Consider the following 23,984-nt stretch of genomic DNA (forward strand, 5'->3'; position numbering starts at 1 on the left):
TGCTACGAGGGTGGCGCGGTTAGTCAAAATACTAATTCGCCGGCCGCGACATGGCCAGAGCCGCTTGCGCATGGAACCGCGCGGGGCGGGTCGCCGCGAGCGGGGCGAGCGGGCAAGATGGCCGCCTGGAACGGGTCTGGGATCTGAATGTCTGCTGGGGGATTGATGGCTTCGTCATCGCTGATCGCGCACGGCTGCCGCCGCCGTGTCGTCGTGTCCGCTGTCGCGTTGCAACTGCTGGTGCTGGCGACGCAGGCCGGGGCGCAGGCTTCGGCCCCGGCAGCGGAGGACGCGGCCACGCTCGACACCGTGCGCGTCCTCGGCCGGGTCCGCCCGTTGGCGGACTTCCCCGGAGCGGTGTCGGTGGTGTCCGGCGATGCTCTTCATCGCGGCCAGCGCGAGAGCAGCCTGGCCGAACCCCTGGCCAGGGTGCCGGGCATCGCGGTGCTGGACCGGCACAACTTCGCCCAGGACCTGCAGGTCCAGAGTCGCGGCTTCGGTGCCCGTTCCAGCTTCGGGGTGCGCGGACTGCGCCTGGTCGTCGACGGCATTCCGGGCAGTGCCGCGGACGGCCAGGGACAGGCGGCGACCTTTCCGCTCGACATGCTGGACCGGATCGAGGTGTTGCGCGGTCCGTTGGCGCTGCAGTACGGCAATGCCGCCGGCGGCGTGATCGTCGGCCACACCGAGCTGTCGCAGGAGCCGCGCAGCGGCATCGATGCATGGGCCGACGATCGTGGCAGCCGCCGCCTGGCCGCGCGTGCCGGCAGCGACGGCGGGCGGCTGCGCTGGCGGGCCGGTGCGAGCCGGCTCGACGTGCAGGGCGAACGCCCGCACAGCGACGCGCGGCGGACCCAGCTGGGCGCGGTACTGGAATGGCAGCCGCATCCGGATCAGCTTGTCCGCATCGCCGCCCAGAGCCTGGTCCAGCCCGATACCGACGACCCGCTCGGTCTGGATCGCGAGACGTGGCGACGCGATCGTCATGGCACCGATCCGGCGGCGCTGCGCTGGAACACCCGCAAGCGGATCGACAACCACCAGTTGGGATTGCGCTGGCAGCACGATGCCGCCGATGGCGACCAGAGCTGGATCGGTGTGCATGCGATCCAGCGCGACATCGTCCAGGTGCTGGCGATCCCGGAAGGCGCGCAGGCCGCCCCGGGCAGTGGCGGCGGCGTGATCGACGTGGCGCGGCGGTCGCACGGGATGGAAGCGGGGCATCGCTGGCAATGGCGGACGGCGTCGCTGGCGCTGGGCGTGGAGGCGGCCTGGCTGGACGAGGCGCGCAAGGGCTACGAGAACTTCGTGGCGGGTCCGGACGGCAACCCGGTGCCGGGCGTCCGCGGGCGCCTGCGCCGCGACGAGGACAACCGGGTCCGCACCCGCGACGCCTACCTGGTCGGCGACTGGCGATTCGCGGGGCCGTGGACGGCGCTGGCGGGGGTGCGGGCGAGCCGGGTCGCGTTCGCATCCGACGATCGCTACATCGCTGCCGGCAACGGCGACGACAGCGGCCGGCTCGACTACGACGAGCAGGCCGTCTCGCTCGGTGTCGCGCGGCGATTCGGCGACGACCGGACCGGCGGCGAACTGTTCGCCAGTGTCGGCCGCGGCTTCGAGACCCCGACGGTGACCGAGCTGGCATACCGGCCCGACGGCGGTGCCGGCTTCAATACCGGACTGGTGCCTGCGCATTTCGGTTCCGGTGAGGTCGGATTGCGCTGGCGAGGGCCTGCGATGCGCGGCTCGCTGGCGCTGTACCGGATCGAAGGTCGCGACGAGATCGTGCCGGCGTTGAGCCAGGGCGGGCGGACCCGCTACGCCAACGCCGGCCGGACCCGCCGGATGGGAGTGGAGCTGGGGCTGGACGGAGACATCGGTGCCGGATGGTCGTACGTGCTCGCCGCCAACTGGATCGATGCGCGCTTCGTCCACGCGTTCGGCTACCGTGTCGTGCGCAACGGCGTCGCCGAGACCCGCACGGTGGCCGACGGCAACCGCTTGCCCGGCGTGGCGCGGGCGTCGGGCTTCGCGGAGCTGGCCTGGCGTTCGGATGACGACCGCTTCGGCGCCGCGGTCGAGACGCGGCTGGCGTCATCGGTTCCGGTCGACGACATCAACAGCGATGCCGCGCCCGGTCACGCGCGGGTCGCGTTGCGCCTGGACTGGCGCCATGCCGGCAGCGGCTGGCATGGCTTTGCCCGCATCGACAATCTTTTCGACCGCGATTTCGCCGGTTCGGTGATCGTCAACGAGGGCAATCGCCGATTCTTCGAGCCGGCGCCGGGACGTACCGTGACGCTCGGGTTCGGATGGCGTGCGCGACCGCAGGAGCGGCGATGAGGTTTCAGGGACAGGCCCGGTCGCGGGAGGGCTTCGGCGCCTGTTATCGATGAGGCGGGCAGGGCTTCACACCCAGCCGGTCGCGTAGAACAGGCCGATCACCACGAACACCGCCATCGTCTTGATCACGGTGATCGCGAAGATGTCCTTGTAGGCCTGGCGGTGGGTCAGGCCGGTGACCGCGAGCAGGGTGATCACGGCGCCGTTGTGGGGCAGGGTGTCCATGCCGCCGGAGGCCATCGACGCGACCCGATGCAGGATCTCCATCGGGATCCCGGCGGCGTCGGCGTTGGCGATGAAGGTGTCCGCCATCGCCGCCAGCGCGATGCTCATGCCGCCGGATGCCGAACCGGTGATGCCGGCCAGCGCGGTCACCGTGACCGCTTCGTTGACCAGCGGGTTGGGGATCGCGCCCAGCGCGTTGGCGACGACCAGGAAGCCGGGCAGGGCGGCGATCACCGCGCCGAAGCCATACTCCGAGGCGGTGTTCATCGACGCCAGCAGGGCGCCGCCGACCGCGCTCTTGGTGCCTTCGGCGAAACTGGCCATCACCGGCTTCCAGGCGAACGCGATCACGCTGGCGATGCCGACCAGCAGCGCGCCCTGGACCGCCCAGATCGCGGCGATCTTCGACACTTCCTGCACCACCGGCGCGGCGTTGCCGACCACCGCCGGTTCGAAGCTGTGGCTGGCGCCATACAGTTGCGGGATCCAGATCGTGAACACCTTGTTGGACACCCCGACCAGGATCAGCGGCAGGATCGCCACGAACGGGTTGGCGAGTTTGCCGCCGGTGAACGGCGGCGGTTCGTTGAGCAGGGTCGCCGGATCGCCGTAGCCCTCGCCGGCCTTGGCGGCCTTGCGGCGCCGGCTCTCCAGCCAGGTCATGCCGACGATCAGGATGAACACGCCGCCGAGCACGCCCAGCACCGGCGCCGCCCAGGAGTCGGTGCCGAAGAACGCGGTCGGGATGATGTTCTGGATCTGCGGAGTGCCCGGCAGCGCATCCATGGTGAAGGTGAATGCGCCCAGCGCGATGGTGCCGGGGATCAGCCGCTTGGGGATGTCGCTCTGGCGGAACAGCTCGGCCGCGAACGGGTACACCGCGAACACCACCACGAACAGGGAGACGCCGCCGTAGGTGAGCAGCGCGCAGACCAGCACGATCGACAGCATCGCCCGCTGTGCGCCGACCAGCTTGATCGTAGAGGCGACGATCGACTTGGAGAAGCCGGATATCTCGATCAGCTTGCCGAAGATCGCGCCGAGCAGGAACACCGGGAAGTACAGCTTGATGAAGCCGACCATCTTGTCCATGAACAGGCCGGTGAACATCGGAGCGACCAGCGACGGGTCGGTCAGCAGCACCGCGCCAAGCGCCGCCACCGGCGCGAACAGGATCACGCTGTAGCCGCGGTAGGCGACGAACATCAGGAAACACAGTGCGGCCAGCACGATCACGAACGCCATCGAAAATCCCCGGTACGTGGGCGGACGGCGGTGCCGCCAGCCTCATGGATCGCCCTCCCGGCAGGTCCGCCGATGCGGGACCGGCGACGGAAAGGCGCAGATTCTGGTTTGGCAAGAGTCTCGGCAAGCCGGCCACACAGGGGCATTGTCCGAAGGTACAGCTGTCGTTGACCGTCCCCGTACCTAGTCTTTGGCGCCATGGCGGGTTGCGCCGTCAGCGAAACGACCGGCGCCGCCACCGGCCGGCCGTCAACAGCCGGCAGTCAACAAGCACGTACTGCACTTTGGGGAGAGGATACGAGATGAACCGCAGACACCTGAGCATCGCGATCGCCTGTGCGCTGCTGGCGCCCAGCGCCTGGGCGCAGGAGACCGACGCCGGCGCCGCGCAGGGCGAGCAGCGTGCCGCCGCCACCCTGGACACGGTGATGGTCACCGCCCGCAAGCGCGAGGAGACCCTGCAGGACGTGCCGGTCGCGGTGACCGCGTTCACCGCCGACGCGCTCGACAAGATGGGCGTGGAGGACATTTCCGACCTCGATGCCGAGGTGCCGAACCTGACCATCTATGCCGCGCGCGGCTCCAGCAGCACGGTCACCGCCTATATCCGCGGCATCGGCCAGTCCGATCCGTTGTGGGGCGTCGACCCCGGCGTCGGCATCTACCTGGACGATGTCTACATCGCCCGTCCGCAGGGGGCCTTGCTGGACGTGTTCGATGTCCAGCGGGTCGAGGTGCTGCGCGGTCCGCAGGGCACCCTGTACGGCAAGAACACCATCGGCGGCGCGATCAAGTACGTCTCGCGCGGCCTGCCGACCGGTCTGGACGGTTTCGCCTCGGTCACCGCCGGCAGCCACGGCAAGCTCGACGTCAAGGCCGCCATCGGCGGTTCGCTGGCCGGCAACGACGCCCTGCGCGGCCGCATCTCGGTGGCCAGCCTCAACAGCGACGGCTACGGCGAGAACCGGGTGACCGGGCAGAAGGTCAGCGACAAGGAGATCCTGGCGATGCGCGCCCAGCTCGGCGCCTACGTCAGCGACGACTTCAACATCCAGGTCGCCTACGACTGGATGGACGACCAGTCCGGCGTGCGCGGCGCGCAGATGCTGGCGCCGAACCCGTTCAACGCGCTGTTCCCGCAGTACGGCGACTTCCCGCCGCTGGACGACCGCTACGACGTGCGCAACGGCATGCCCAACATCAACGACACCTCGATGAAGGGGCTGTCGGCGACCGCCAGCTGGCGGGTCAACGACGACTGGTCGCTGAAGTACGTGATCGCCAAGCGCGAGTCCGACACCGAGACCAACATCGACTTCGACCTGACCACCGCGCCGATCGTCGACGTCAAGGCGTTCTACAGCGACCAGCAGGTCAGCAACGAGCTGCAGGTCAACTACGACGGCGGCGGCCGCGCCCGCGGCGTGATGGGCCTGTACTGGTTCGACGGCGAGGCCGGCGGCCAGGTCCTGAACAACTTCCTCGGCAGCCTGTTCGGCGACACCCAGGGCACCGTCTACACCGAGAGCGTCGCCCTCTACGCCGACTGGACCTTCGATCTGACCGATCGCCTCAAGCTCGATGTCGGCGCCCGCTACACCGACGAGGACAAGCGCGCGGTGGTGCTGAACCGCAGCTACAGCGACGGCAGCTACACCACGCCGACCGCGGTGGTGGCGGACTTCGACAAGACCATCAACTTCAAGAACACCTCGCCGAAGGTCTCGCTGGACTACCAGGTCACCCCGGACATCATGGTTTACGGCTCGGCGTCGCGCGGCTTCAAGTCCGGCGGCTTCAACATCCGCGCCAACGCCACCGCGGTGCCGCGCTCGGCCGAGCCGTTCGACGACGAGATCGTCGACAGCTACGAGATCGGCACCAAGATGGCGCTGCTGGACCAGACCCTGTTCCTGAACTTCGCCGCGTTCCACAACGAGTACAAGGACATCCAGCTGTCGGTGTTCACCGCCTACGACTCCGACGGCGACGGTACCGACGATGCGTTCTTCGGCGACTTCACCAATGCCGGCGCCGGCACGGTCGACGGCGTCGAGGTCGAGTACCAGTGGCTGCCGAGCCCGAACTGGGCGATCAACGGCAACCTGGCCTGGCTGGATGCGGACTACGACGAGTTCATCACCAACGGCGTCAACGTCGCCGACCAGCAGAAGTTCACCAATGCGCCGGAGTTTTCCGGAGCCATCAACGTCGAGTACCGGATGCCGCTGGCGAACGGCGGCGACTTCTCGGCGCGGGTCGGCTACGCCTACCAGAGCGAGGTCTACCCGACCACCGATCTGTCGGAAGCGATCAGGCAGGACGGCTACGGCCTGCTCGACGCCGGCATCAACTGGCGCATGAACGAGGCCTGGAGCTTCGCGCTGCAGGGCAAGAACCTGCTCGACGAGGAGTACCGCACCACCGGCTACAACATCGGTGTGCTCGGCGTGCTGACCGGCTTCTACGGCCCGCCGCGGGAGTACTGGGCGACCGCCCGCTACGACTTCTGATCCCGACGGACGATCCGGGCAATGCCGCCGCCGCCCGCGCTTGAGCGGGCGGTGCGCGGTCCGATCAAGTAGCGCGGGACGGGATCAGGGACGAGCCCGGCTCGCGCTGCGCTATGCTGCCGGCCGATGCGGCCTCCGTCCTACCCATGCTGAGCCTGACCACGGTCGCGATCGCCAGCCTGGCCTGGCTGGCGCTGATGTTCGGCGCCGCCCTGTACGCCGAGCGCCGGCCGACCGCATGGGCCCGCCACTGGCGCCACGTCTACGCGCTGTCGCTGGCGGTGCACTGCACCTCGTGGACCTTCTACGGCACGGTCACCCAGGCCGCCCGCTATGGCTGGCCGCTGCCGCCGACCTTCCTCGGCGCGATCCTGTTCTATGCGCTGGCGGTCGGTTTCATGGTGCGGCTGGTACGGCTGGCGCGCGAGACCAACGCGACCTCGCTGGCCGACCTGATCGCGACCCGGCTGGGCAAGGACGCATGGCTGGCGGCGACCGTCACCCTGGTCGCCGCGCTCGGGCTGGTGCCCTACATCGCCCTGCAGCTGAAGGCGGTCGCGATGAGCTTCCAGATGCTCACCGCGCGCGCGTCGGCCGCGCAGGCGACGGACGTGTCGGCGCTGCCGGCCTGGCAGGACAGCGCGCTGTACGTGGCGCTGGCGATGGCGCTGTTCGCGATGCTGTTCGGTACCCGCAGGGCCAGCGCCGCCGAGCACAACCGCGGGCTGGTGCTGGCGATGGCGTTCGAATCGCTGTTCAAGCTGGCGGCGATGCTGGCGATCGGCGCCTTCGTCTGGTTCGGACTAGAGGGGGCGACGGTGCCGGAGGCGGTGGTCGCGGCGCCCCCGCAACCGCCGCCGGGAGGCGGCTTCGTGCCGCTGGTGCTGCTGGGCGCGCTGGCGATGTTCATCCTGCCGCACCAGTTCCACGTCGGCGTGGTCGAGTGCCGCAACGAGCACGACATCGCCACCGCGCGCTGGCTGTTTCCGTTGTACCTGGTGCTGATCGCCCTGCCGGTGCTGCCGCTGGCCCGGGCCGGCGCGGCCCTGCTGGGCGGCACCGGCGTGCCCTCGGACCTCTATGTGCTGGCCCTGCCGCTGTCGCAGGGACAGCAGGGACTGGCCCTGGTCGCGTTCCTCGGCGGGCTGAGCGCGGCCACCGGCATGGTCGTGGTCAGCACCCTGACCCTGAGCCTGATGATCGGCAACCACTGGTTCGCGCCGGGCCTGTTGCGCGGCGCGTGGTCGCGCAACGATGGCAGCGATCTGCGTGGACGGGTGCTGGCGCTGCGCCGCGCCGGGATCGTGGTGATCATGTTGCTGGCCTGGGTCTACAGTCGCATGGTCGCCAGCAACGACGCGCTGGCCGATGTCGGCGCGGTGTCGTTCTCGGCGCTGGCGACGCTGGCCCCCGCGCTGGCGTTCGCGGTGTGGCGGCCACAGACGCCGCCGCGCGCCGCAGTGGCCGGGGTGCTGGCCGGGTTCGCGGTGTGGGCGTGGGTGCTGCTGGTGCCGATGTTCCTGGCCGCGCGCGGGTTGTCGCCGGACTGGCTGAGCGAAGGGCCGGCGGGCTGGCGCTGGCTGTCGCCGGACGGCCTGTTCGGCCTGACCGGCTGGAGCCGGCTCGCCCGCGCGGTCGGCGCCAGCCTGTTCACCGGCACCCTGGCGACGGTGCTGGCGGCGGCGCTGCGCCGCGAAGCGCCGCGCTCGGCCCGGCGCGGACTCGATGCCAAGAGCCTGCGCGATGCCGGGGTACGGTTCCTGCCGCGCGAACGCGTCGAACAGCTGTTGTCCAACGCCCCCGCCGAGGGGGCGGTGCCGGCCGCGACCGAGGCCGCGCTGGAGCGCGAGCTGGCGGCGGTACTGGGTTCGGCCTCGGCCCGGGTGCTGCTGGACGCGGCCCGTCGCGAGGCCGGCCGGGCGCTGGACACGGTCGCCCAGATCGTCGGCGAGGCCTCCGCCGACCTGCGCTTCAACCAGCGCGTCCTGGAGGCCGCGCTGCACAACATGAGCCAGGGCATCAGCGTGGTCGACGCCGAGCTGCGCCTGGTCGCGTGGAATCGCCGCTATGCCGAGTTGTTCGACTTCCCCGAGGAGTTGCTGCAGGTCGGCCGGCCGATCGCCGACCTCGCGCGCTGGGCGATGCGGCAGGTGCCGCCGGAGGGCGATCTGGAACGCGCCCTGCAACGGCGTCTGGCCTATATGCGCGCCGGCACCGTGCATCTGACCGAGCGGGTGCTGCCCGGTGGCGGCGGCATCGAGGACACGATCATCGAGATCCGCGGCAACCCGATGCCCGGCGGCGGCTTCGTCGCCACCTTCACCGATGTCACCGCGTTCCGCCGCGCCGAGGCCGGACTGATCCAGGCCAACGAAACCCTGGAGCAACGCGTGGTCGAGCGCACCACCGACCTGGAGGCGGCCAAGCGCGACGCCGAGCGCGCGAACGAGGCCAAGAGCCGCTTCCTGGCCGCGGTCGGCCACGACCTGATGCAGCCGCTGCACGCGGCGCAGCTGTTCGCCGATGCGCTCGAGCAGCAGGTGGCATCGGGCCAGCGCGAGACCGCGCGCCAGATCATCGGCGCGCTGGATTCCACCGGCGACCTGCTGACCGGACTGCTCGACATGTCCCGGCTGGAGGCGGGCGGATTGGTGCCGCAGCCGCGCGGGTTCCCGTTGTCGGAGGTGCTGGAGCCGCTGGCGTCGGAGTTCGGCGCCATCGCCGCCGACCGCGGCCTGCGCTTCCGTTTCATCGGCAGCCAGGCCTGGGTGCACAGCGATCCGCAGTTGCTGCGGCGGGTGCTGCAGAACTTCCTCGCCAATGCGATCCGCTACACCGCGACCGGCAGCGTGCTGCTGGGCGTGCGTCGCGATGGCGACGGCCTGCGGATCGAGGTGCACGACACCGGTCCGGGCATCGAGCCATCGCAGCAGCGGGTGATCTTCGACGAGTTCCGCCGTGGCATCGACGCACCGGGACAGGGGCTCGGGCTGGGGTTGTCGATCGCCGACCGCATCGCCCAGTTGTTGCAGGTGCCGCTGGGCCTGCGCAGTGCGCCCGGTCGCGGCACCGCGTTCACAGTGCGGGTGGTGAGGGTGGCGGGGCCGGCCGCGGTGGCCGACATGCCGGTCGAGCGCCACGCATCCGGAGCCGCGCTGGAAGTGCTGGTGGTGGACAACGACCCCCAGGCCCTGGCCGCGCTGACCGCGCTGCTGGAACGCTGGGGCTACCGGGTACGCGCGGCTGCCGACGGCGAGGGCGCCGCGGCGCAGTTGCGGGCGGGCGCGCCGTCGCTGTGGCTGTTCGACTACCACCTCGACGACGACGATACCGGTGTCGCCCTGGCCGAGCGGCTGGGCGCGCGCTTCGGCGCGCGTCCGACCCTGATCCTCAGCGCCGACGGCGGTGGCGAAGTGCGTCGGGCGGTGCATGAAGCCGGCCTGGCGTTGATCGCCAAGCCGATCAAGCCGCTGGCATTGAAATCGGTGCTGGACCGGTTGCTGGCCGCGCGCGGCGCGCAGGCGGCGCCGGTCTAGGTCACGTTCCGCGCCTTTCGATGCCGGGCGACACCGGACCGACCGGCGTTGCCGCTAGACTTGGCCGCCAGTCCGAACCGGAACCGTGGACCGATGAAACGTGCACTGACCTCGTTGTTGCTGCTGTTCTCATGCGTCGCCTTCGCCGAGGAGAATCCCCGGGCCAGCGCGTCGCCGCCCGTGTTCGATACCCCCGTATTCGACATCCACGTGCATCTGCACGATGGCGCGGAGTCGTTGCGCGAGTACCGCGCCGCAGCCGAGTCCGCTGGCCTGGCGCCGATCGGCCTCGGGGCGATGTGGTTCGGCGGTCCGAACCAGGCCCAGGCGGGCGATCCCGACGATATCCGCGCCCGCAACGACGCGCTGATCGGGATGGCGGCATCGGACCCGGCAGTGATGCCGATCGCGACCGTGCATCCCTACGACGGCCAGGCCGCGCTCGACGAGCTCGAACGGATTGCCGGCCGTGGCGTCAAGGTGATCAAGCTGCACGCGCATACCCAGCGGTTCGACGTCGACGACCCGCGGCTGCTGGCGCTGGTGCGCAAGGCCGGCGAGCTGGGCGTCGTCGTGCTGATGGACAACGCCAATATCGTCGCCGGCGACAGCGAAAACCTGTTCAGCCTCGCGATCCGCGCGCAGGGAACGAAGTTTGTCTTCGCCCACATCGGCGGCCTGAACTTCCGTTTCTGGAATATCCTGCCGCTGGCGCGTACCGCCGAGGGACTGGCGCTGGAGAACGTCTACTTCGACATTTCCGGGACCGTGCTGCTGGCGGCCGACTCGCCGATCGAGGAGGAGTTCGTCTGGACCCTGCGCAACGTCGGCATCGACAGTCTGATCCTGGGCTCGGACTATCCGCAGCTGTCGCTGGCGGACACGCTGGAAGCCCTCGACAAGCTGGACCTCAGCGACGAGGAGAAGGCGAAGATCCGCGGCGGCAACGCGCGCAGGCTGTTCGGCCTGTAGCGCCTGGGCGCGGCCGGGAACGTCCGGTCAGGAGGGCGGGTCGTCGGGCAACTGGCGGCTCGGGTCGCTCAGCTCCAGTTCGCGCAGCACCACCCCGGCCTGGGTGCGGTTGCGCACCCCCAGGCGTTCGAAGATCGCCGACAGGTGCGCCTTGACGGTGCGTTCCTGCACGTCGAGGCGGTCGGCGATCTGCTTGTTGAGCAGGCCCTGGGCGACCAGGGTCAGCACCCGGAACTGCTGCGGCGAAAGGCTGGCCAGGCGCGCGGCAAGGTCGGCGTCGGCGCGGGTGCTCTCGGTGCGCGCGACCGCGCCGCGCAGCGCGGCGGGCAGCCATTGCTCGCAGGCCAGGACCGCGCGGATCGCGTCGCGCAGTTCCTCCAGCCCGGCGCTCTTGGGCAGGTAGCCGGCGGCCCCGTGATCGAGCGCGCGCCGGACCACGCGCGGATCGTCGTTGGCCGAAACCACCACCACCGCGACCCCCGGGTACTGGGCGCGGATCGCGGCGAGGCCGGCCAGCCCGTGATTGCCGGGCATGTGCAGATCCAGCAGCACCAGATCGGTGTCGGGCGCGTCGTCCAGCGCCGCCAGCACCGCGTCGAGGGTATCGGCCTCGCTCACCTGTGCGCCGGACACGGCATCGGCCGCGGCCTGCCGCAGCGCGGCGCGGAACAATGGATGGTCGTCGGCGATGAGCAGGTGTGACATCGGGCAGGGTAGGGGTCGGGACAGGCCCGGCTTCGTCGCCAGCCTAGCAGGCCGATGCGCAATCCGGGACGTCGATCGCGCTCGTACATAAGTACGATGAGAAGCCCGAGCGTGCTTGTTAGGCTGGAAGCCATGAACATGCCCATATTCCGCACCTTCGCGCAGGCGTCGGCACTGGCCCTGGCGTTGTCCGCATGCGCGTCCACCGGCGCCTCCTCCGATCCGGATCAGAACATGGCGGCCACCACCGCAGCGACCTCCTCATTCACCGACATGCGCACCACCACGCATCGCGACGGCGACGATCTGTTGACCGCGGGACTCGGTCTCGATGGCCTGCGCGCGATGACGCCGCCGACCTTCGCCGACCCGGCCCATCCCACGGCGGTCGAGCTGCGCCGCCGTGCGATCTGGGGCAACTGGCGCGGGATCGCCGATCTCGCCCCCGGTGGCGGCTATGGCGAGTTGTTCGGCAGCACCGCCAGGGTGCCGGGCCGCGAGTACAGCGCGTTCGCCCGCGTCGATGGCGCGCGCCAGCCGCATCGGGTCCTGGTGCAGGTGCCGGACGATTTCGATGCCGGCAAGCGCTGTGTGGTGGTGACCGCTTCGTCGGGTTCGCGCGGGGTCTATGGTTCGATCGCGGTCGCCGGCGCCTGGGGGCTGCCGAAGGGCTGCGCGGTGGCCTACACCGACAAGGGCGCGGGCACCGACTACTTCGACCTCGACAGCGGGCAGGGCGTCTCCGCCGACGGCACGATCGCCTTCGCCGGCGCTGCCGAACTGGGGTTTGCGCCCGACGCGCCCGCGACCGGCAGCGGCGACGGCCAGGTGCGCGGGGTCGCGGTCAAGCACGCCCATTCGCAGGACAACCCCGAAGCCGACTGGGGCCGTCATGTCCGCCAGGCCGCGCAGTTCGCGCTGCAGGCGCTCGACCAGGCGCGGCCGGACGATGCGCCATTCACCTTCGACGACACCCGGGTGATCGCGGTCGGCATTTCCAACGGCGGCGGTGCGGTGCTGCGCGCGGCCGAGCTCGACGACGGCGATTCCGATGCCGACTGGCTGGACGCGGTCGTGGCCGGCGAGCCGAACATCGACGCCGAGGGCGGGCGCAGCCTGTACGACTTCGCCACCGAGGCGGGGCTGCTGATGCCCTGCGCCCTGCTGGACCCCGCGCTGGCGCCGTTGTCGCAGCCACCGTTGGCGGCGCAGGTGGAAGCGATCGGACTGGCGCGTTGCGGCAGCCTGCGCAGCAATGGCCTGGTCGAAGGCGCCGACGCCGGCGCGCAGGCGGTCGATGCGCACCGTCGGCTCAACGCCAGCGGTTGGAGCGACGAAGCGCTGCGCGCGGGTGCGGCCTCGGCGGGTTTCGATCTGTGGCGCGCGATCGCGGTGACCTATGCCTCCGCCTACGGCCGCCATGCGCCGGGCGAACACCCCTGCGGTTTCGACTTCGCCGCGCTGGACGGCAACTTCGCGCCGCGGCGTGCCGGCGATGCCGAGCGCGCGGCGTGGTGGGCCGATGGCAGTGGCATTCCTCCCGGCGCCGGGGTCGGCATCGCCGAAACGCCGAACGCGGCCCCGGATCCGCACTTCTTCGGACTGCGCTGCCTGCGCGATCTGTGGACCGGCGACGGTGCGGGCGCCGAACGCGTGCGCAAGGGCGTCGCCGAAGTCCGCGCTTCGGCGCCACGCGCCGGGCTGCCGGTGGTCGTGATTCACGGCACCGACGACGGCCTGGTGCCGATGGCGTTCAGCAGTCAGCCCTACGTCGCGATGGCGCGCGCGGCCGGCCGCGACGTGCGCTACTGGCAGGTGCGTCACGCGCAGCATTTCGACGCCTTCCTCGGCCTGCCCGACTACGCGGCCCGCTACGTGCCCCTGCTGCCGTACGTGTACGCGGCTCTGGACCGGGTCGATGCGCATCTGGACGGCAACGCCGCGCTGCCGGCGGACGCGGTCATCGCGACCATGCCGCGCGGTCCCGGCAAGCCGTTGACCCCGGCACATCTGGCGATGCCGCAGGAGTAGACGGGACAGGGCCGGGCGGGGCCGCCGGGCGCCATCGACGAAAGGCGCTCCGTCCGGCCCTTCCGGTTGAACGGATCGGCGCGGGCGACCGGTGTTCATCCGCTCGCCCGTCGTCGTTCGTGTCGCGGTCCGCGGTCGGTGCCGGCGGACCGGGCGCTGTCAGGGCATGACCTCCCGCAGCCAGCGTTCCAGCCGTCCCTGTAGCTGCATGACCTCGCGTTGCAGGCGCTGCGTCCAGTCGCGGGCCGGTGGCTGCGACGCCGGTCGCGGTTGCGGTTTCGGCGGCGTCGGCACGGCCTGCCGTGGCGGCTGTGGTCGCGGTTGTGCGGGACGTGGCCGGAATGCCGCGGTGGATGCCGCCACGGCGACCGGCGCCGCGCTGGCCGCCATGCCCACCGGTGTCAGGTCGCTGCCCTTCATCAGGCCCAGCGGGGCATAGCCGCCGTAGCCGGGAAACACCGCGCCGAGGTTCGGATTGCGCATGCGCCGGATCAGGATCTCGGACAGCACCCGGCGGTGATCGGTGGTGACCGGGACGTCGCCGTAGTAGGGCGACAGGACCTGCGGATCCAGGCCGAGCCAGTTGCCGTACAGGCGCCGGCCGTTGACGGTGCCGCCCATCACCAGCATCGGATTGCCGTAGCCGTGATCGGTGCCGCGATTGGCGTTCTCGCGCACGCGGCGGCCGAACTCGGACTGCACCACGGTGGTGACCCGCGAGAGGTGTCCGCTCGCCGCCAGGGTGCGATGGAACGCGGCCAAGGCCTCCGACAGCTCGGCGATCCTGCCCTGGTAGTAGTGATAGCCGCTGCCGGCCGTGCCCTGGCCCTCGTGGGTGTCCCAGCCGCCCAGGTCCAGGGTCGCGTAGCGCAGGCCCAGGTTCATCTGGATCGACTGCGCGATCGTCCACAGCTGGCGCGAGAAGTTGTTGTTCGGCCAGTCCGCGGGCAAGGCGCCGTAGGGCTGTTGCGCGATGACCCGAAGGGCCCGTTCGGCGCGGGCGCCGTGATGCTCCAGGCCGGTCGAACCGGGATTCCACATCGATTCGAGCACGTCGTTGACGCCGACCAGGCCGGCCGGCGAGTTGTCGCGCGCCTTCTGCCACGACCACGCGCCGGCGTTGAGCTCGAAGTCGCCCGGGCTGCCCATGGTCAGCGCGGCGGTGCTGCCGTTGAAGTTCGCCGGTTGCCGGCTGTTGACCGCCAGGCCCGGCAACGCGGGGGTGCCGCTGATACCGGGCTGGGTCGCCAGCGCACGCGCCAGCCAGCCGCTGCCGATGCTCTGCTGGCCGGGCGTGCCCAGGTCGATCGACAACTGCGCATCGAAATGGCTGCGGGTCACCGAGGTCAGCAGGCCGCAGCACTGCACGATCGCCAGCAGGCCGTCGTTCCACATGTCGCGCAGACCGCTGGCGGCCGGGTGCAGGCCGAAACCGGTGGCGGCGCCGGTGCCCAGGGTCAGCGGCAGCGCGCCATAGGTGCCGGTGGCGGCGATCGCCAGTTCCGGACGCGCCTGTTCGTAGTGCACGCGGTCCTCGCCGGAAACCGGGATCACCAGGTTCAATCCGTCCATGCCGCCGCGCAGGAACACCGACACCACGGTGTCGTGGCCGTTGGCCGCGTGCGCGCTGCCGGAGAAGAACAGGCCCGGTCCGACCGCGCCGATCGCCGAGGCGGCGGCGCAGCCCTTGAGGAAACGGCGGCGGCTTTCTTCGATCGTGTTCATCGTCGCCTCCTCAACGGCTCAGGAATTCGGGGGACATCAGGATCAGCGAGACCATGCTGGTCAGGCGCTCCTGGTTGTAGTGGTTCTTCAGGTCGTTGCCGGCCCAGGCATTGGTATCGGCGATCACATGGCTGGCCGGGTCGCCGTTCTGCGCCATGAAGCCGATCAGGGTCTGCCGGCGCACATTGCTCGGCAGGCGGCCGAGGATGCGCCTGCACCAGTAGTCGACCAGCTTGGTCGCGGTCCATTGCGGCACCTGGTTGCGGCTGATCGCCAGGATCGGCAGCAGTGGCGTGCCTTCGTCGGTGGTGTTGGTCAGCCAGTTGAGCAGCTTCCAGCCCATCGCCAGGCTGTTGGCGCCAGACCAGGCCAGCTCGGTATCGGGATAGCCGTTCGGCGCCGGCCAGGCATAGGGTTCGTGGCCGGTGAAGCCCAGTCGCCACAGGAAGCTGTTGGAAGCCTCGTGATCCAGGCGCAGGGTCCAGTCGCAGCCGGTCGCGCGCATCGCCGCGACGATCGCCTCGAACGGACGCCGGCTCTTCTGGCCCCAGGCGTTGAACATCGCGTCCGAGGTGAGGATGTGGCGCAGCACCCGTTCGAGCTGGTCGGCGCTGCGCCAGTGCTGGCGGAACACCTGGGCGGCGCTGCGCACCAGTGCCGGCGGCGGGGTGTCGTTGACGAAGCGGCGGATCAGCTTGGCGCAGACGAAACGGGCGACCGCGGGGTGGCTGGCGAGACGGTCGAGGATGTCGCGGCCGTCCTTCATCGCCGGTTGCTCGGGATTGAGCAGGTTCCCCAGCACGAACTTGGGGCCGGCGTCGTGCCAGGACTGGCGATAGACGAAGGTGCCGTCGTTGTCGTCGGGGAACTCCCAGTGGCCGTTCTTCAGGGTCCAGCCGGTGAATGCGGACGCGGTCTCGTAGACGTCGATATCGGTGTAGCCCGACGGGTAGGCCGGATCGACCGGGTCCGGCGGTACCTGGAACGGGTCCATGAAGCCCAGGTAGTTCTCGGCGCCGAGGGTATGCAGCTCCAGCAGTTCGCGCGCCCAGTTCTCGTTCGGGCCGGCGCGGGAATTGGAGACGTTGTCGAGGTAGTACAGCATCGCCGGGCTGGTCGCGACCGCTTCCAGCATCGCGCGGAAGTTGCCCAGCGCATGCTGGCGGATCACGTCGCGGTCGTAATGGACGTAGACCGGGGCGGCGGAATACTCCTCGGCGGTGACATTGAAGTGGTCGTGCCAGAAGTTGACCACGACTTCGCGCAGTTGGCGCCTGGAATAGGTCGCGCGCACGAACGCGGCGCACTGGACCTCCCAGGCGGGGCGCATCCTGATCGAATAGTCCGGGTCGCCCTGCACATGCTCGCTCCACAGCCGGGTGAGCGGCTTGTCCAGGGTGGTGTAGCCGGCGCTGGCGAGGCGGCTGTCCAGCGCGGAATCGTCGATCGCGGTCCAGTCCAGCTGCCAGTCGACGTAGTTGGCCAGGCGTTCGGCGTCGCTGTCGCCGAGGGCATTGAACTCGGCAATGCTCTGCGGGGTGATGCCGTAGCTGAGGTTGGACAGCATCCGGACCGCGAATGGCGGGCGCGCCAGGGTCAGCAGCTGCGGCGGCGCGCTGCGCGCGGCCTGCGGTTGGCGGCCGGCGTAGGGGGCCGCGGTCGACGCCGGGCCACCGGCGTTGTCGCCGAGGTGGGCCTGGGTCGCGATCCGCACGCCGTCGCCGTAGCGGCGGGCGAGAAAGCCGGCATTGGCCGGGGTCGGCGCGGGCGCGGGTGCGGGCGCGGGGCCGGGCGTGGGTGCCGGCGCCGGAGCGGCCGGCTGCGTATCCGCCATCGATGGCGTGCGATCCGCGCGCGCGGCACGGTCTTCGAACAGGTCGCGAAAGACCTTGTCAAACATGGACATCGAAGCGTTTCCCCATGAACGTGTGTCCGATCCGGCGACTATAGCGGCGTGCCACGGACCCGCCGTGCCGGGTTTCACAGATCGCGAGGCGCTTGCCGTCGAAGCGCGCGTGCCGGCTCCGGCAGGGGGGCGATGCACGCCGGTCTTGCAGCATTCCGGCAACATTTGGCACGCTGGCACGGGTAACGGCCGCTGCGGCCGCATGACACGGTCCCGATGTCGCGCCATTTCTCGATGCTCCGCGAGTTCCACCTCGCCGATTGGTTCACGCTCGCCAACGCTTTCTGCGGCACCGGGGCGGTGTTCGCCTCGATGCGCTATCTGCAGAGCGATCAACTGCGCGACCTGCTGATCGGCATGGCGCTGATCCCTCTGGCCTTCGTGTTCGACGCGCTCGACGGGCGCATCGCGCGCTGGCGCAAGTCGTCGTCGACGTTGGGCCGCGAGCTGGATTCGCTGGCCGACATCATTTCCTTCGGCGTCGCTCCCGCCGCGCTGGCCTATGCCTGCGGCCTGCAGGGCGGCTGGGACTGGCTGGTGCTGAGTTACTTCGTCGGCTGCGGGGTCAGCCGCCTGGCCCGCTACAACGTCACCGCCGAGCAGCTGTCGGGCGGGGAGGACAAGGTCCGCTACTTCGAGGGCACGCCGATCCCGACCAGCCTGCTGCTGGTGGTCGTGCTCGCGGTGGCGGCCTGGCAGGGCGCGATCGGCCCCGATCTGTGGTTCGGCACCTGGCAACTGGGGCCCTGGCAGCTGCACCCCCTGGTGCTGGTGTTCGCCCTGTCCGGTTCGTTGATGATCAGCAAGACCCTGCACATTCCCAAACCCTGAGCGGGTCGGCCACGGGCGGTGCTGCGGTGCTGTCGAGGCCCGTGCGCACGCGTATGCGGCGCCGTCGCAGCCACATGGAATGAACATCGCGTTGCTATGATCGCCCCCAGTATCGGAGGGCACCATGGCAAACAACCCGTTCGGCAGTGATTTCGAGTCGCTAGCGAAGCAGTACTGGAACCAGTGGGGCGAGATGATGCGCGCAGGCGCCGCCCCGGGCGCGCAGGCGATGCCGCCGAACTTCGCCGCCGGCGGCGGCATGCCTGGATGGGAGGAGGCGATCGGCTGGTGGTCGCAACTGGCGCGCGGCGCGCAACCCGACGCCAACGCCGCGGTCGGCCGCTTCGATCGTCAGGCCCGCGACTGGTTCGGCCGCATCCAGCAGCTGGCGGCCGGTTTCGCCGGCCAGAACCCGGCCGTGTCCGAGGTCGTCGCCGCATGGAAGAACATGCTCGGCGGCGGCAATGCCAATCCTTTCGGCGATGTGTTCGCCAGCATGGGCGGTCGCGGGCAGCAGGGCTTCGATCAGTGGATGGAGCAGGTGGCGCCGTTCATCGCCTCGATGCAGGGCGAGGGGCGCAGCTGGATGGGAATGCCGGCATTCGGCTTCAGCCGCGAGCACCAGCAGCGTTGGCAGCGCATCGGCCAGTTGCAGGTGGACTACCAGCAACGCAGCCAGGCCTGCCAGGCGCTGATGGCCGAGGCCGGTCAGCGCGCCTTCGGGCACTTCGAACGCAAGCTTGAGGAACATGCCGAACCCGGCCGCCAGCTGAGCTCGGCGCGGGCCTTGTTCGACCTGTGGGTGGATGCCGCCGAGGAGGCCTACGCCGAGGTCGCGATGTCGCCGCGCTATCGCGAGGACTTCGGCGAGATGGTCAATGCGCAGATGCGTCTGCGCGCGGCGATTCAGCACGAGGTCGAGCTGGTCGCGGGCCTGTTCGGAATGCCGTCGCGAACCGAGATCGACTCGGCCCACCGCAAGATCGTCCAGCTCGAACGCGAGCTGCGGCGGCTGCGCGACGATATCCATCGCTCGCCGCAGGCCGCGTCCGCGCGGAACGGGGACGAACCCGCGACGCCGCGCCGTGCGGCTAAGGCCGCGGGCACGAAGACTGCGGCGAAGAAGGCACCGGCGAGCGGGCGAACGGCGGCGGCCAAGGCGCCGACGAAGAAGCCCGCCGGCAAGCGCGCGACGGGCAAGGCCGGCGGCAGCACGGGCAAGGGAGGGCGTTGAGATGACGCGTATCGACATCAATGCGCCGCTCAATTTCACCGCCGAGTCGCTGGCGCAGGAGGCGATGCAGTTCCAGGCCAAGCTGCGCGCCGGTCTGGACACGCTGCGCCAGGTCGAGGACGTCGACTACGGCGCGACCGGCAAGGAAGAGGTCTGGCGCGACGGCCGGGTGGTGCTGTACCGCTTCCGCGGCGACAAGGCGCCGACCGCGAAGGTGCCGCTGCTGATCGCCTACGCTCTGGTCAACCGGCCGTACATGACCGACCTGCAGGCCGACAAATCGATCGTGCGCGGCCTGCTCGAGCGCGGCGAGGACGTCTACATCCTCGACTGGGGCTATCCGGACCGCTCCGACCGCTACCTGGAGCTGGAGGACTACATCCAGCGCTTCCTCGGCGGCGCGGTCGACCATCTGCGCCAGGCCAGCGGCCACGATGCGATCAACCTGCTCGGCATCTGCCAGGGCGGCGCGTTCTCGCTGTGCTACGCCGCGCTCAACCCGGACAAGGTGCGCAACCTGATCACCATGGTGACGCCGGTGGATTTCCATACCGACGACAACATGTTGTCGCACTGGACCCGCAACATCGACGTCGACCAGTTCGTCGACACCCTCGGCAACGTGCCGGCCGACCTGATGAACTGGTGCTACCTCACGCTCAAGCCGTGGCGCCTGTTCGTGCAGAAGTACGTCGGCCTGGTCGACATCCTCGACAACAAGCAGGCGATCGAGGACTTCCTGCGGATGGAGAAGTGGATCTTCGATTCGCCGGACCTGGCCGGCGAGGCGTTCCGGCAGTTCATCAAGATGTTCTATCAGGGCAACGGCTTCGTGAATGGCGGCGTCCGCATCGGCGAGCGCGAGGTCGACCTGGCCGACATCACCATGCCGGTGCTGAACATCTACGCGCTGCAGGACCATCTGGTGCCGCCGGCGGCGTCGCAGGCGCTGGGCGGGCTGATCGGAACCACCGACTACACCGAGCATTCGTTCCGCGGCGGTCACATCGGCATCTACGTGTCCAGCCGCGCCCAGCGCGAGGTGCCGGACTCGATTCGCGACTGGCTGCGGGAGCGCGACCGATGAATGTCGGCAGGCTGGCCGGGAGGGCGCTGTTGCCGTGCGTATTGGCGGTGTCGGCGCTGCTGGCGCCGGCGAAGGGGCGGGCCGCACCGCCTCCGGCCGCCGCCGCCGTCGAGATCGACCGGTTGATCTCGGCCCTGGCCGATTCGGGATGCGAGTTCCAGCGCAATGGGCGCTGGTACGACGCCGGACGTGCGCAGTCGCACCTGCGACGCAAGCTGGACTGGCTGGTCGAGCGCGACATGGTCGCCTCGGCGGAGCAGTTCATCGAACGTGCCGCGACCCGCAGCAGCGTCAGTGGCCGGGCCTACCAGGTGCGTTGTCCGGACCGTCCGGCCGAACCTTCCGCGACGTGGTTGCGGCGCGCGCTCGAGGGCATCCGCGAACCCACGCCGCCATCACGTTGAGTGCCCGACACTGGCACATATTGCAGGATCAAGGAGCTCCCCCATGGCCGATAAACCGCGACCGTTCACGCGGTCCAGACACGACAGAATGATCGCCGGCGTGATGGGCGGAATCGCCCGTCGCTTCGGCTGGAACGCGACCCTGCTGCGGATCGTGTTCGTGGTCGTGTCGATCGCGTCCGCCGCGTTCCCCGGCATCATCGTGTACCTGATCCTGTGGCTGCTGATGCCGGAAGAAACCGACTGAACCCGGCGTCGCGAGCGGCGCTGTTCGCGCTGGGCATCGCCTGGACCCTGCCCAACACCGTGCTGGGCCTGGTGGGCGGTGCGGTCGGGCTGGCGTTCGGCGCGCGCGTGAGGTGGCGCGCCGACGATTGCGCGGTGGTGTTCCAGCATTGGCCGTGGGGGCCGGGCGGCGCGCTGACCCTCGGCAACGTGATCCTGCACACCGGCGCCAGCCTCGACACCGACTGCCTGACCTATGCCCACCGGGCCGGTCTGGGCAACGAGCCGGGCATTCGACTGGCCGATCATGAACGCGCCCACGTCTACCAGTACATGGTGCTGGGCCCATTGTTCCTGCCGCTGTACCTGTTGTGCGGCGGCGTCAGCGTGCGCAACCGCTTCGAGCGTGCCGCCGATCGCTATGCGCGCAGCGGCCGCGGCTGGTGGCCCTGGTCGCGCGGGGAAGGATGACGGACTCCAGCGTTGCTCGCTGCAGTCGTTGCCGATACGCGACCGCGACGACGGCGATGCGGCCGTCTCACTCGTTCGACAACACCTGGATCGACTCGCCCAACCGCACCCCGTCGGGGCCGAAGCGTCGCTCGAAGAACGCGATCGCATCGTCCTCGACCAGGACCACGCTGCTGCAGCGGGTGCCGTAGCGCTCGCCGGACACGAAGGCCGGCGACAACATCCGCTCCAGCTCCAGGCCGACCCCGGTGTCCGGCAGCTGCGCGTCCGGCGCCGGCGTGGTTTCGGCGAGCGCGTCGAGCAGCGGGGCCAGACTGTCGGCGTCCTCCGTCCGTCGCGACGATGCCAGCGGTGTGTCCAGCCATTCCTGCAGGGCGCGTGTCGCATGGCCGCTCTTGGGCCACGGCGCGTCGAAGGCGCCGTTCGACATCGCGTGCAGGCCGGGGGCGATCTCGGCTCGCGCGAACCGTGGATGATTGCTGGCGAATCCCAGGGTCTCTCCGTCCCAGGCCATCAGGTTGAAGTGGCCGTAATCCGGCGCATCGGCGGCGAGGCCGGCGAGCCAGTCGGCCACCGGCGCGTCGGCGGAGGCGAAGTCGCGGACCAGGCGGCCGCGCGACAGCGGCGCCGGTGCCGGGGAGGTGCCGGTGCGGACATTGGTGACGGCCGCCAGCCGGCGTCGCGACGACGCCAGCAACCAGCTGCCGCCCTGCAACAGGTCGCGGCCACCGTAGAGCTCGTGCCGCTCCGGGTCCGGGCCGGCGGCGGCGGTCGGGCGCTGGTGGAATTCGTCGCGGTTGGCGATCAACGCCAGCCGGTATCTCGGGTGGGCCTGCCAGGCCACGGCGATCAGGCACATGCGGCGATGTTAGGGGATAAACCGTCAGTCCGCCGACCCCGGAGGCAGCAGCGCCTCCAGGCTTGCCGAGCGGGTCGCCCGCGGCTGCGCCGCGATCGCGCGCACCGAGGCCTCGAAGCGCTGCCAGTCGCCGCCGGACTGCTGGAACAGGGCCGAGAAAGCGGGCACCCAGCGGTCGTACAGCCCCAGCGGCACCAGCTTGGCGTTGTTGATCGGTTCGGCGACCCAGCGGTCGAAGCGGGCGTCGTCCGGCCAGCGTTCGCGGCGCACCTGCGCATGCCAGGCGCGGAATCCGGCGATGGCGGTGTCGCGTTCGGCGCGCATCGCCTCGTGGGTGAGCGGACGCCGGTAGATCGCCGCCAGCGTGTCGCGCAGGGCCAGCGCGTGGCTCACGAAGGCCCGCTCGTGCGCGTCCAGGGCCGGGTCCGGGGGCGACTTCCCGCGCGCCGCGCGCCATTCGCGCAGGCCCTGCCGCTGCACGAAGCTGGCCAGGGATTCGTTGAAGGCGGTGTCGTCGCGCAGGTACAGCCACTGGTGCGCCAGTTCGTGGAACATCACCCCGACCGGGTCGTCCTGACCGGGGGCGAGCATGCTGCTCAGCACCGGATCGTCGAACCAGCCCAGGGTCGAGTACGCGGCGACGCCGCCGACATAGGTCTGGTAGCCACGGCCGCGGAGGCGCGCCGCCTCGCGGCGGGCGCGGTCGGCGTCGAAGTAGCCGCGATAGGCGACGCAGCCGGCGATCGGGAAGCAGTGGGTCAGCGGTTCGACCGAGAATTCCGGCGCCGCGAACACGTTCCAGGTCACATAGGGGCCGGGCAGGGCGACATAGGCGGTGTAGCTGCCGTTGCGCGGCAACCCGAGCCGTTCGGACGCGAACGCGCGCGCATCGCGGAGCTCGCCCAGGCGCTCGCGCAGGGCCGGGTCGGTGGCCGGGTCGGCGATCACCTCGGCGATCGGTTCGCGCTGGGCCATCAACGCCAGTTGCCCATGGCCGACGTGGGCGTAGTAGCCGAGGGTGCGGCAGCCGCCGAGCAGCAGAATCGCCAGTGCGGCCAGCACCGCCAGTGCGAGCCGACGCGCGGCGCGACGCATGCGGCCGTGGGGCGCCCTGGCGCGGGCCGTCGCCCTCGGCGATGGGCCGACGAGCGGTCCCCGTTCATTCACGACTTCGTAACGACGCGCTTCAGTCACCGGCATAGCATCGATTCACCGGACAGGACGGCGATTCAGGCGAAGCCTGACATACGCACAAGCCTGCGCAACCTGCCCGGCCAAGAAGGCCCGGCCGACCAAGCGACGGAGACTTGGGAGACCGGGTCTTCTCATTGTCCGGTCCTGTTGCGCGGGGTGACCCTCCCAGCGCTTGCGGCAGGGCAGGAGGATAGGGCAGAGGCCACCGCCGACCCCGGCCGTATGGCCGCCGCCGCCGTGCCGGGCGCCCGCGGGGCGTGCCCGCCGGACGGAATGGCGACCACGTTTCCGAGCCCGCTGCACTGGGCTATACTGCGCGGCCGCGCCGGAGTGGCGGAATTGGTAGACGCAGCGGATTCAAAATCCGCCGGCCTAAAAACCTTGTGGGTTCGAGTCCCACCTCCGGTACCAGCGTTGCGCAAGACTCTGAGGGGGCTTGCTGCCTCCGCCACGCGGGTCTCGACGTTCAAGCCGC

Annotated in this window: 17 protein-coding genes and 1 tRNA gene; 12 read left to right on the forward strand and 6 right to left on the reverse strand. The window is 70.2% G+C overall.

Annotation, left to right across the window (positions count from 1 at the left end; all coding sequences use genetic code 11):
* Window positions 1–165: 165 nt before the first annotated feature.
* Window positions 166–2,346 (forward strand): TonB-dependent receptor family protein, encoded by a 2,181-nt coding sequence (locus C9I47_RS07505; RefSeq protein ID WP_190238629.1) that lies wholly within the window; start codon window positions 166–168, stop codon window positions 2,344–2,346.
* Window positions 2,347–2,412: 66 nt separating this feature from the next.
* Here the strand turns inward: C9I47_RS07505 and C9I47_RS07510 are convergent, their stop codons facing one another.
* Window positions 2,413–3,816, reverse strand: coding sequence for a GntP family permease (locus C9I47_RS07510; protein ID WP_111266188.1), 1,404 nt, complete (start codon window positions 3,814–3,816; stop codon window positions 2,413–2,415).
* 302 nt (window positions 3,817–4,118) lie between these two features.
* Here C9I47_RS07510 and C9I47_RS07515 point away from each other — a divergent pair, with 302 nt between their 5' ends.
* The 3 genes from C9I47_RS07515 (at window position 4,119) to C9I47_RS07525 (ending at window position 10,837) form a co-directional block, all read left to right on the forward strand.
* Complete coding sequence (locus C9I47_RS07515; RefSeq protein WP_111266189.1) at window positions 4,119–6,329, forward strand: TonB-dependent receptor; 2,211 nt, start codon at window positions 4,119–4,121, stop codon at window positions 6,327–6,329.
* A gap of 146 nt (window positions 6,330–6,475) precedes the next feature.
* Complete coding sequence (locus tag C9I47_RS07520; RefSeq protein ID WP_111268026.1) at window positions 6,476–9,865, forward strand: hybrid sensor histidine kinase/response regulator; 3,390 nt, start codon at window positions 6,476–6,478, stop codon at window positions 9,863–9,865.
* A gap of 93 nt (window positions 9,866–9,958) precedes the next feature.
* Entirely contained in the window at window positions 9,959–10,837 is an 879-nt protein-coding gene (locus C9I47_RS07525; RefSeq protein ID WP_170288342.1) for an amidohydrolase family protein, read from the forward strand.
* A gap of 27 nt (window positions 10,838–10,864) precedes the next feature.
* Here C9I47_RS07525 and C9I47_RS07530 read toward each other — a convergent pair whose 3' ends face one another.
* On the reverse strand, window positions 10,865–11,542 hold the full coding sequence (locus C9I47_RS07530; RefSeq protein WP_111266190.1) for a response regulator transcription factor: 678 nt from the start codon (window positions 11,540–11,542) through the stop codon (window positions 10,865–10,867).
* Window positions 11,543–11,674: 132 nt separating this feature from the next.
* Here C9I47_RS07530 and C9I47_RS07535 point away from each other — a divergent pair, with 132 nt between their 5' ends.
* A complete protein-coding gene (locus C9I47_RS07535; protein WP_223250323.1) occupies window positions 11,675–13,573 on the forward strand; it encodes a D-(-)-3-hydroxybutyrate oligomer hydrolase in 1,899 nt (632 codons plus the stop codon).
* Between the two features lie 159 nt (window positions 13,574–13,732).
* Here C9I47_RS07535 and C9I47_RS07540 read toward each other — a convergent pair whose 3' ends face one another.
* Both C9I47_RS07540 and C9I47_RS07545 read right to left on the reverse strand, forming a co-directional pair.
* Window positions 13,733–15,298 (reverse strand): DUF1501 domain-containing protein, encoded by a 1,566-nt coding sequence (locus tag C9I47_RS07540; protein WP_111266191.1) that lies wholly within the window; start codon window positions 15,296–15,298, stop codon window positions 13,733–13,735.
* A gap of 10 nt (window positions 15,299–15,308) precedes the next feature.
* Window positions 15,309–17,204, reverse strand: a complete 1,896-nt coding sequence (locus C9I47_RS07545; RefSeq protein WP_145985445.1) for a DUF1800 domain-containing protein — start codon at window positions 17,202–17,204, stop codon at window positions 15,309–15,311.
* A 216-nt stretch (window positions 17,205–17,420) separates the two neighbouring features.
* Between C9I47_RS07545 and C9I47_RS07550 the strand changes: the two genes are divergently transcribed.
* From C9I47_RS07550 to C9I47_RS07575, 6 genes are all read left to right on the forward strand, one after another.
* Window positions 17,421–18,035 (forward strand): CDP-alcohol phosphatidyltransferase family protein, encoded by a 615-nt coding sequence (locus tag C9I47_RS07550; RefSeq protein ID WP_111266193.1) that lies wholly within the window; start codon window positions 17,421–17,423, stop codon window positions 18,033–18,035.
* Between the two features lie 124 nt (window positions 18,036–18,159).
* Complete coding sequence (gene phaE / locus C9I47_RS07555; protein ID WP_111266194.1) at window positions 18,160–19,269, forward strand: class III poly(R)-hydroxyalkanoic acid synthase subunit PhaE; 1,110 nt, start codon at window positions 18,160–18,162, stop codon at window positions 19,267–19,269.
* A 16-nt stretch (window positions 19,270–19,285) separates the two neighbouring features.
* Complete coding sequence (locus tag C9I47_RS07560; protein WP_111268029.1) at window positions 19,286–20,356, forward strand: class III poly(R)-hydroxyalkanoic acid synthase subunit PhaC; 1,071 nt, start codon at window positions 19,286–19,288, stop codon at window positions 20,354–20,356.
* A complete protein-coding gene (locus C9I47_RS07565) occupies window positions 20,353–20,760 on the forward strand; it encodes a YfeK family protein (protein WP_190238630.1) in 408 nt (135 codons plus the stop codon). Before C9I47_RS07560 ends, C9I47_RS07565 begins: the two co-directional genes overlap by 4 nt.
* A gap of 43 nt (window positions 20,761–20,803) precedes the next feature.
* Complete coding sequence (locus C9I47_RS07570) at window positions 20,804–21,007, forward strand: PspC domain-containing protein (protein WP_111266195.1); 204 nt, start codon at window positions 20,804–20,806, stop codon at window positions 21,005–21,007.
* Entirely contained in the window at window positions 21,004–21,456 is a 453-nt protein-coding gene (locus C9I47_RS07575) for a hypothetical protein (protein WP_111268031.1), read from the forward strand. The genes C9I47_RS07570 and C9I47_RS07575 overlap by 4 nt, the downstream gene beginning before the upstream one ends.
* Window positions 21,457–21,523: 67 nt before the next feature.
* On the opposite strand, the gene C9I47_RS07580 is transcribed toward C9I47_RS07575, so the two are convergent.
* Window positions 21,524–22,315, reverse strand: coding sequence for an NRDE family protein (locus tag C9I47_RS07580; RefSeq protein ID WP_111266196.1), 792 nt, complete (start codon window positions 22,313–22,315; stop codon window positions 21,524–21,526).
* A 24-nt stretch (window positions 22,316–22,339) separates the two neighbouring features.
* The gene (locus tag C9I47_RS07585; RefSeq protein WP_111266197.1) at window positions 22,340–23,410 is read right to left on the reverse strand and encodes an aminopeptidase; all 1,071 of its coding nucleotides are present in this window, start codon (window positions 23,408–23,410) and stop codon (window positions 22,340–22,342) included.
* 423 nt (window positions 23,411–23,833) lie between these two features.
* Between C9I47_RS07585 and C9I47_RS07590 the strand changes: the two genes are divergently transcribed.
* Window positions 23,834–23,920, forward strand: a tRNA-Leu gene (locus tag C9I47_RS07590).
* The last annotated feature ends 64 nt before the right edge of the window (window positions 23,921–23,984 follow it).

The organism is Marilutibacter maris, from assembly GCF_003233695.1.
GTDB classification, from domain to species: domain Bacteria; phylum Pseudomonadota; class Gammaproteobacteria; order Xanthomonadales; family Xanthomonadaceae; genus Marilutibacter; species Marilutibacter maris.

Excerpts from the sequence above, each read along its gene's own strand:
- C9I47_RS07535 (WP_223250323.1), top strand. The coding sequence starts at position 11,675 with ATGAACATGCCCATATTCCGCACCTTCGCGCAGGCGTCGGCACTGGCC.
- C9I47_RS07545 (WP_145985445.1), bottom strand. The coding sequence starts at position 17,204 with ATGTCCATGTTTGACAAGGTCTTTCGCGACCTGTTCGAAGACCGTGCC.
- C9I47_RS07565 (WP_190238630.1), top strand. The coding sequence starts at position 20,353 with ATGAATGTCGGCAGGCTGGCCGGGAGGGCGCTGTTGCCGTGCGTATTG.
- C9I47_RS07585 (WP_111266197.1), bottom strand. The coding sequence starts at position 23,410 with ATGCGTCGCGCCGCGCGTCGGCTCGCACTGGCGGTGCTGGCCGCACTG.
- phaE (WP_111266194.1), top strand. The coding sequence starts at position 18,160 with ATGGCAAACAACCCGTTCGGCAGTGATTTCGAGTCGCTAGCGAAGCAG.
- C9I47_RS07580 (WP_111266196.1), bottom strand. The coding sequence starts at position 22,315 with ATGTGCCTGATCGCCGTGGCCTGGCAGGCCCACCCGAGATACCGGCTG.
- C9I47_RS07570 (WP_111266195.1), top strand. The coding sequence starts at position 20,804 with ATGGCCGATAAACCGCGACCGTTCACGCGGTCCAGACACGACAGAATG.
- C9I47_RS07525 (WP_170288342.1), top strand. The coding sequence starts at position 9,959 with ATGAAACGTGCACTGACCTCGTTGTTGCTGCTGTTCTCATGCGTCGCC.
- C9I47_RS07520 (WP_111268026.1), top strand. The coding sequence starts at position 6,476 with ATGCTGAGCCTGACCACGGTCGCGATCGCCAGCCTGGCCTGGCTGGCG.
- C9I47_RS07540 (WP_111266191.1), bottom strand. The coding sequence starts at position 15,298 with ATGAACACGATCGAAGAAAGCCGCCGCCGTTTCCTCAAGGGCTGCGCC.
- C9I47_RS07550 (WP_111266193.1), top strand. The coding sequence starts at position 17,421 with ATGTCGCGCCATTTCTCGATGCTCCGCGAGTTCCACCTCGCCGATTGG.
- C9I47_RS07515 (WP_111266189.1), top strand. The coding sequence starts at position 4,119 with ATGAACCGCAGACACCTGAGCATCGCGATCGCCTGTGCGCTGCTGGCG.
- C9I47_RS07510 (WP_111266188.1), bottom strand. The coding sequence starts at position 3,816 with ATGGCGTTCGTGATCGTGCTGGCCGCACTGTGTTTCCTGATGTTCGTC.
- C9I47_RS07505 (WP_190238629.1), top strand. The coding sequence starts at position 166 with ATGGCTTCGTCATCGCTGATCGCGCACGGCTGCCGCCGCCGTGTCGTC.
- C9I47_RS07530 (WP_111266190.1), bottom strand. The coding sequence starts at position 11,542 with ATGTCACACCTGCTCATCGCCGACGACCATCCATTGTTCCGCGCCGCG.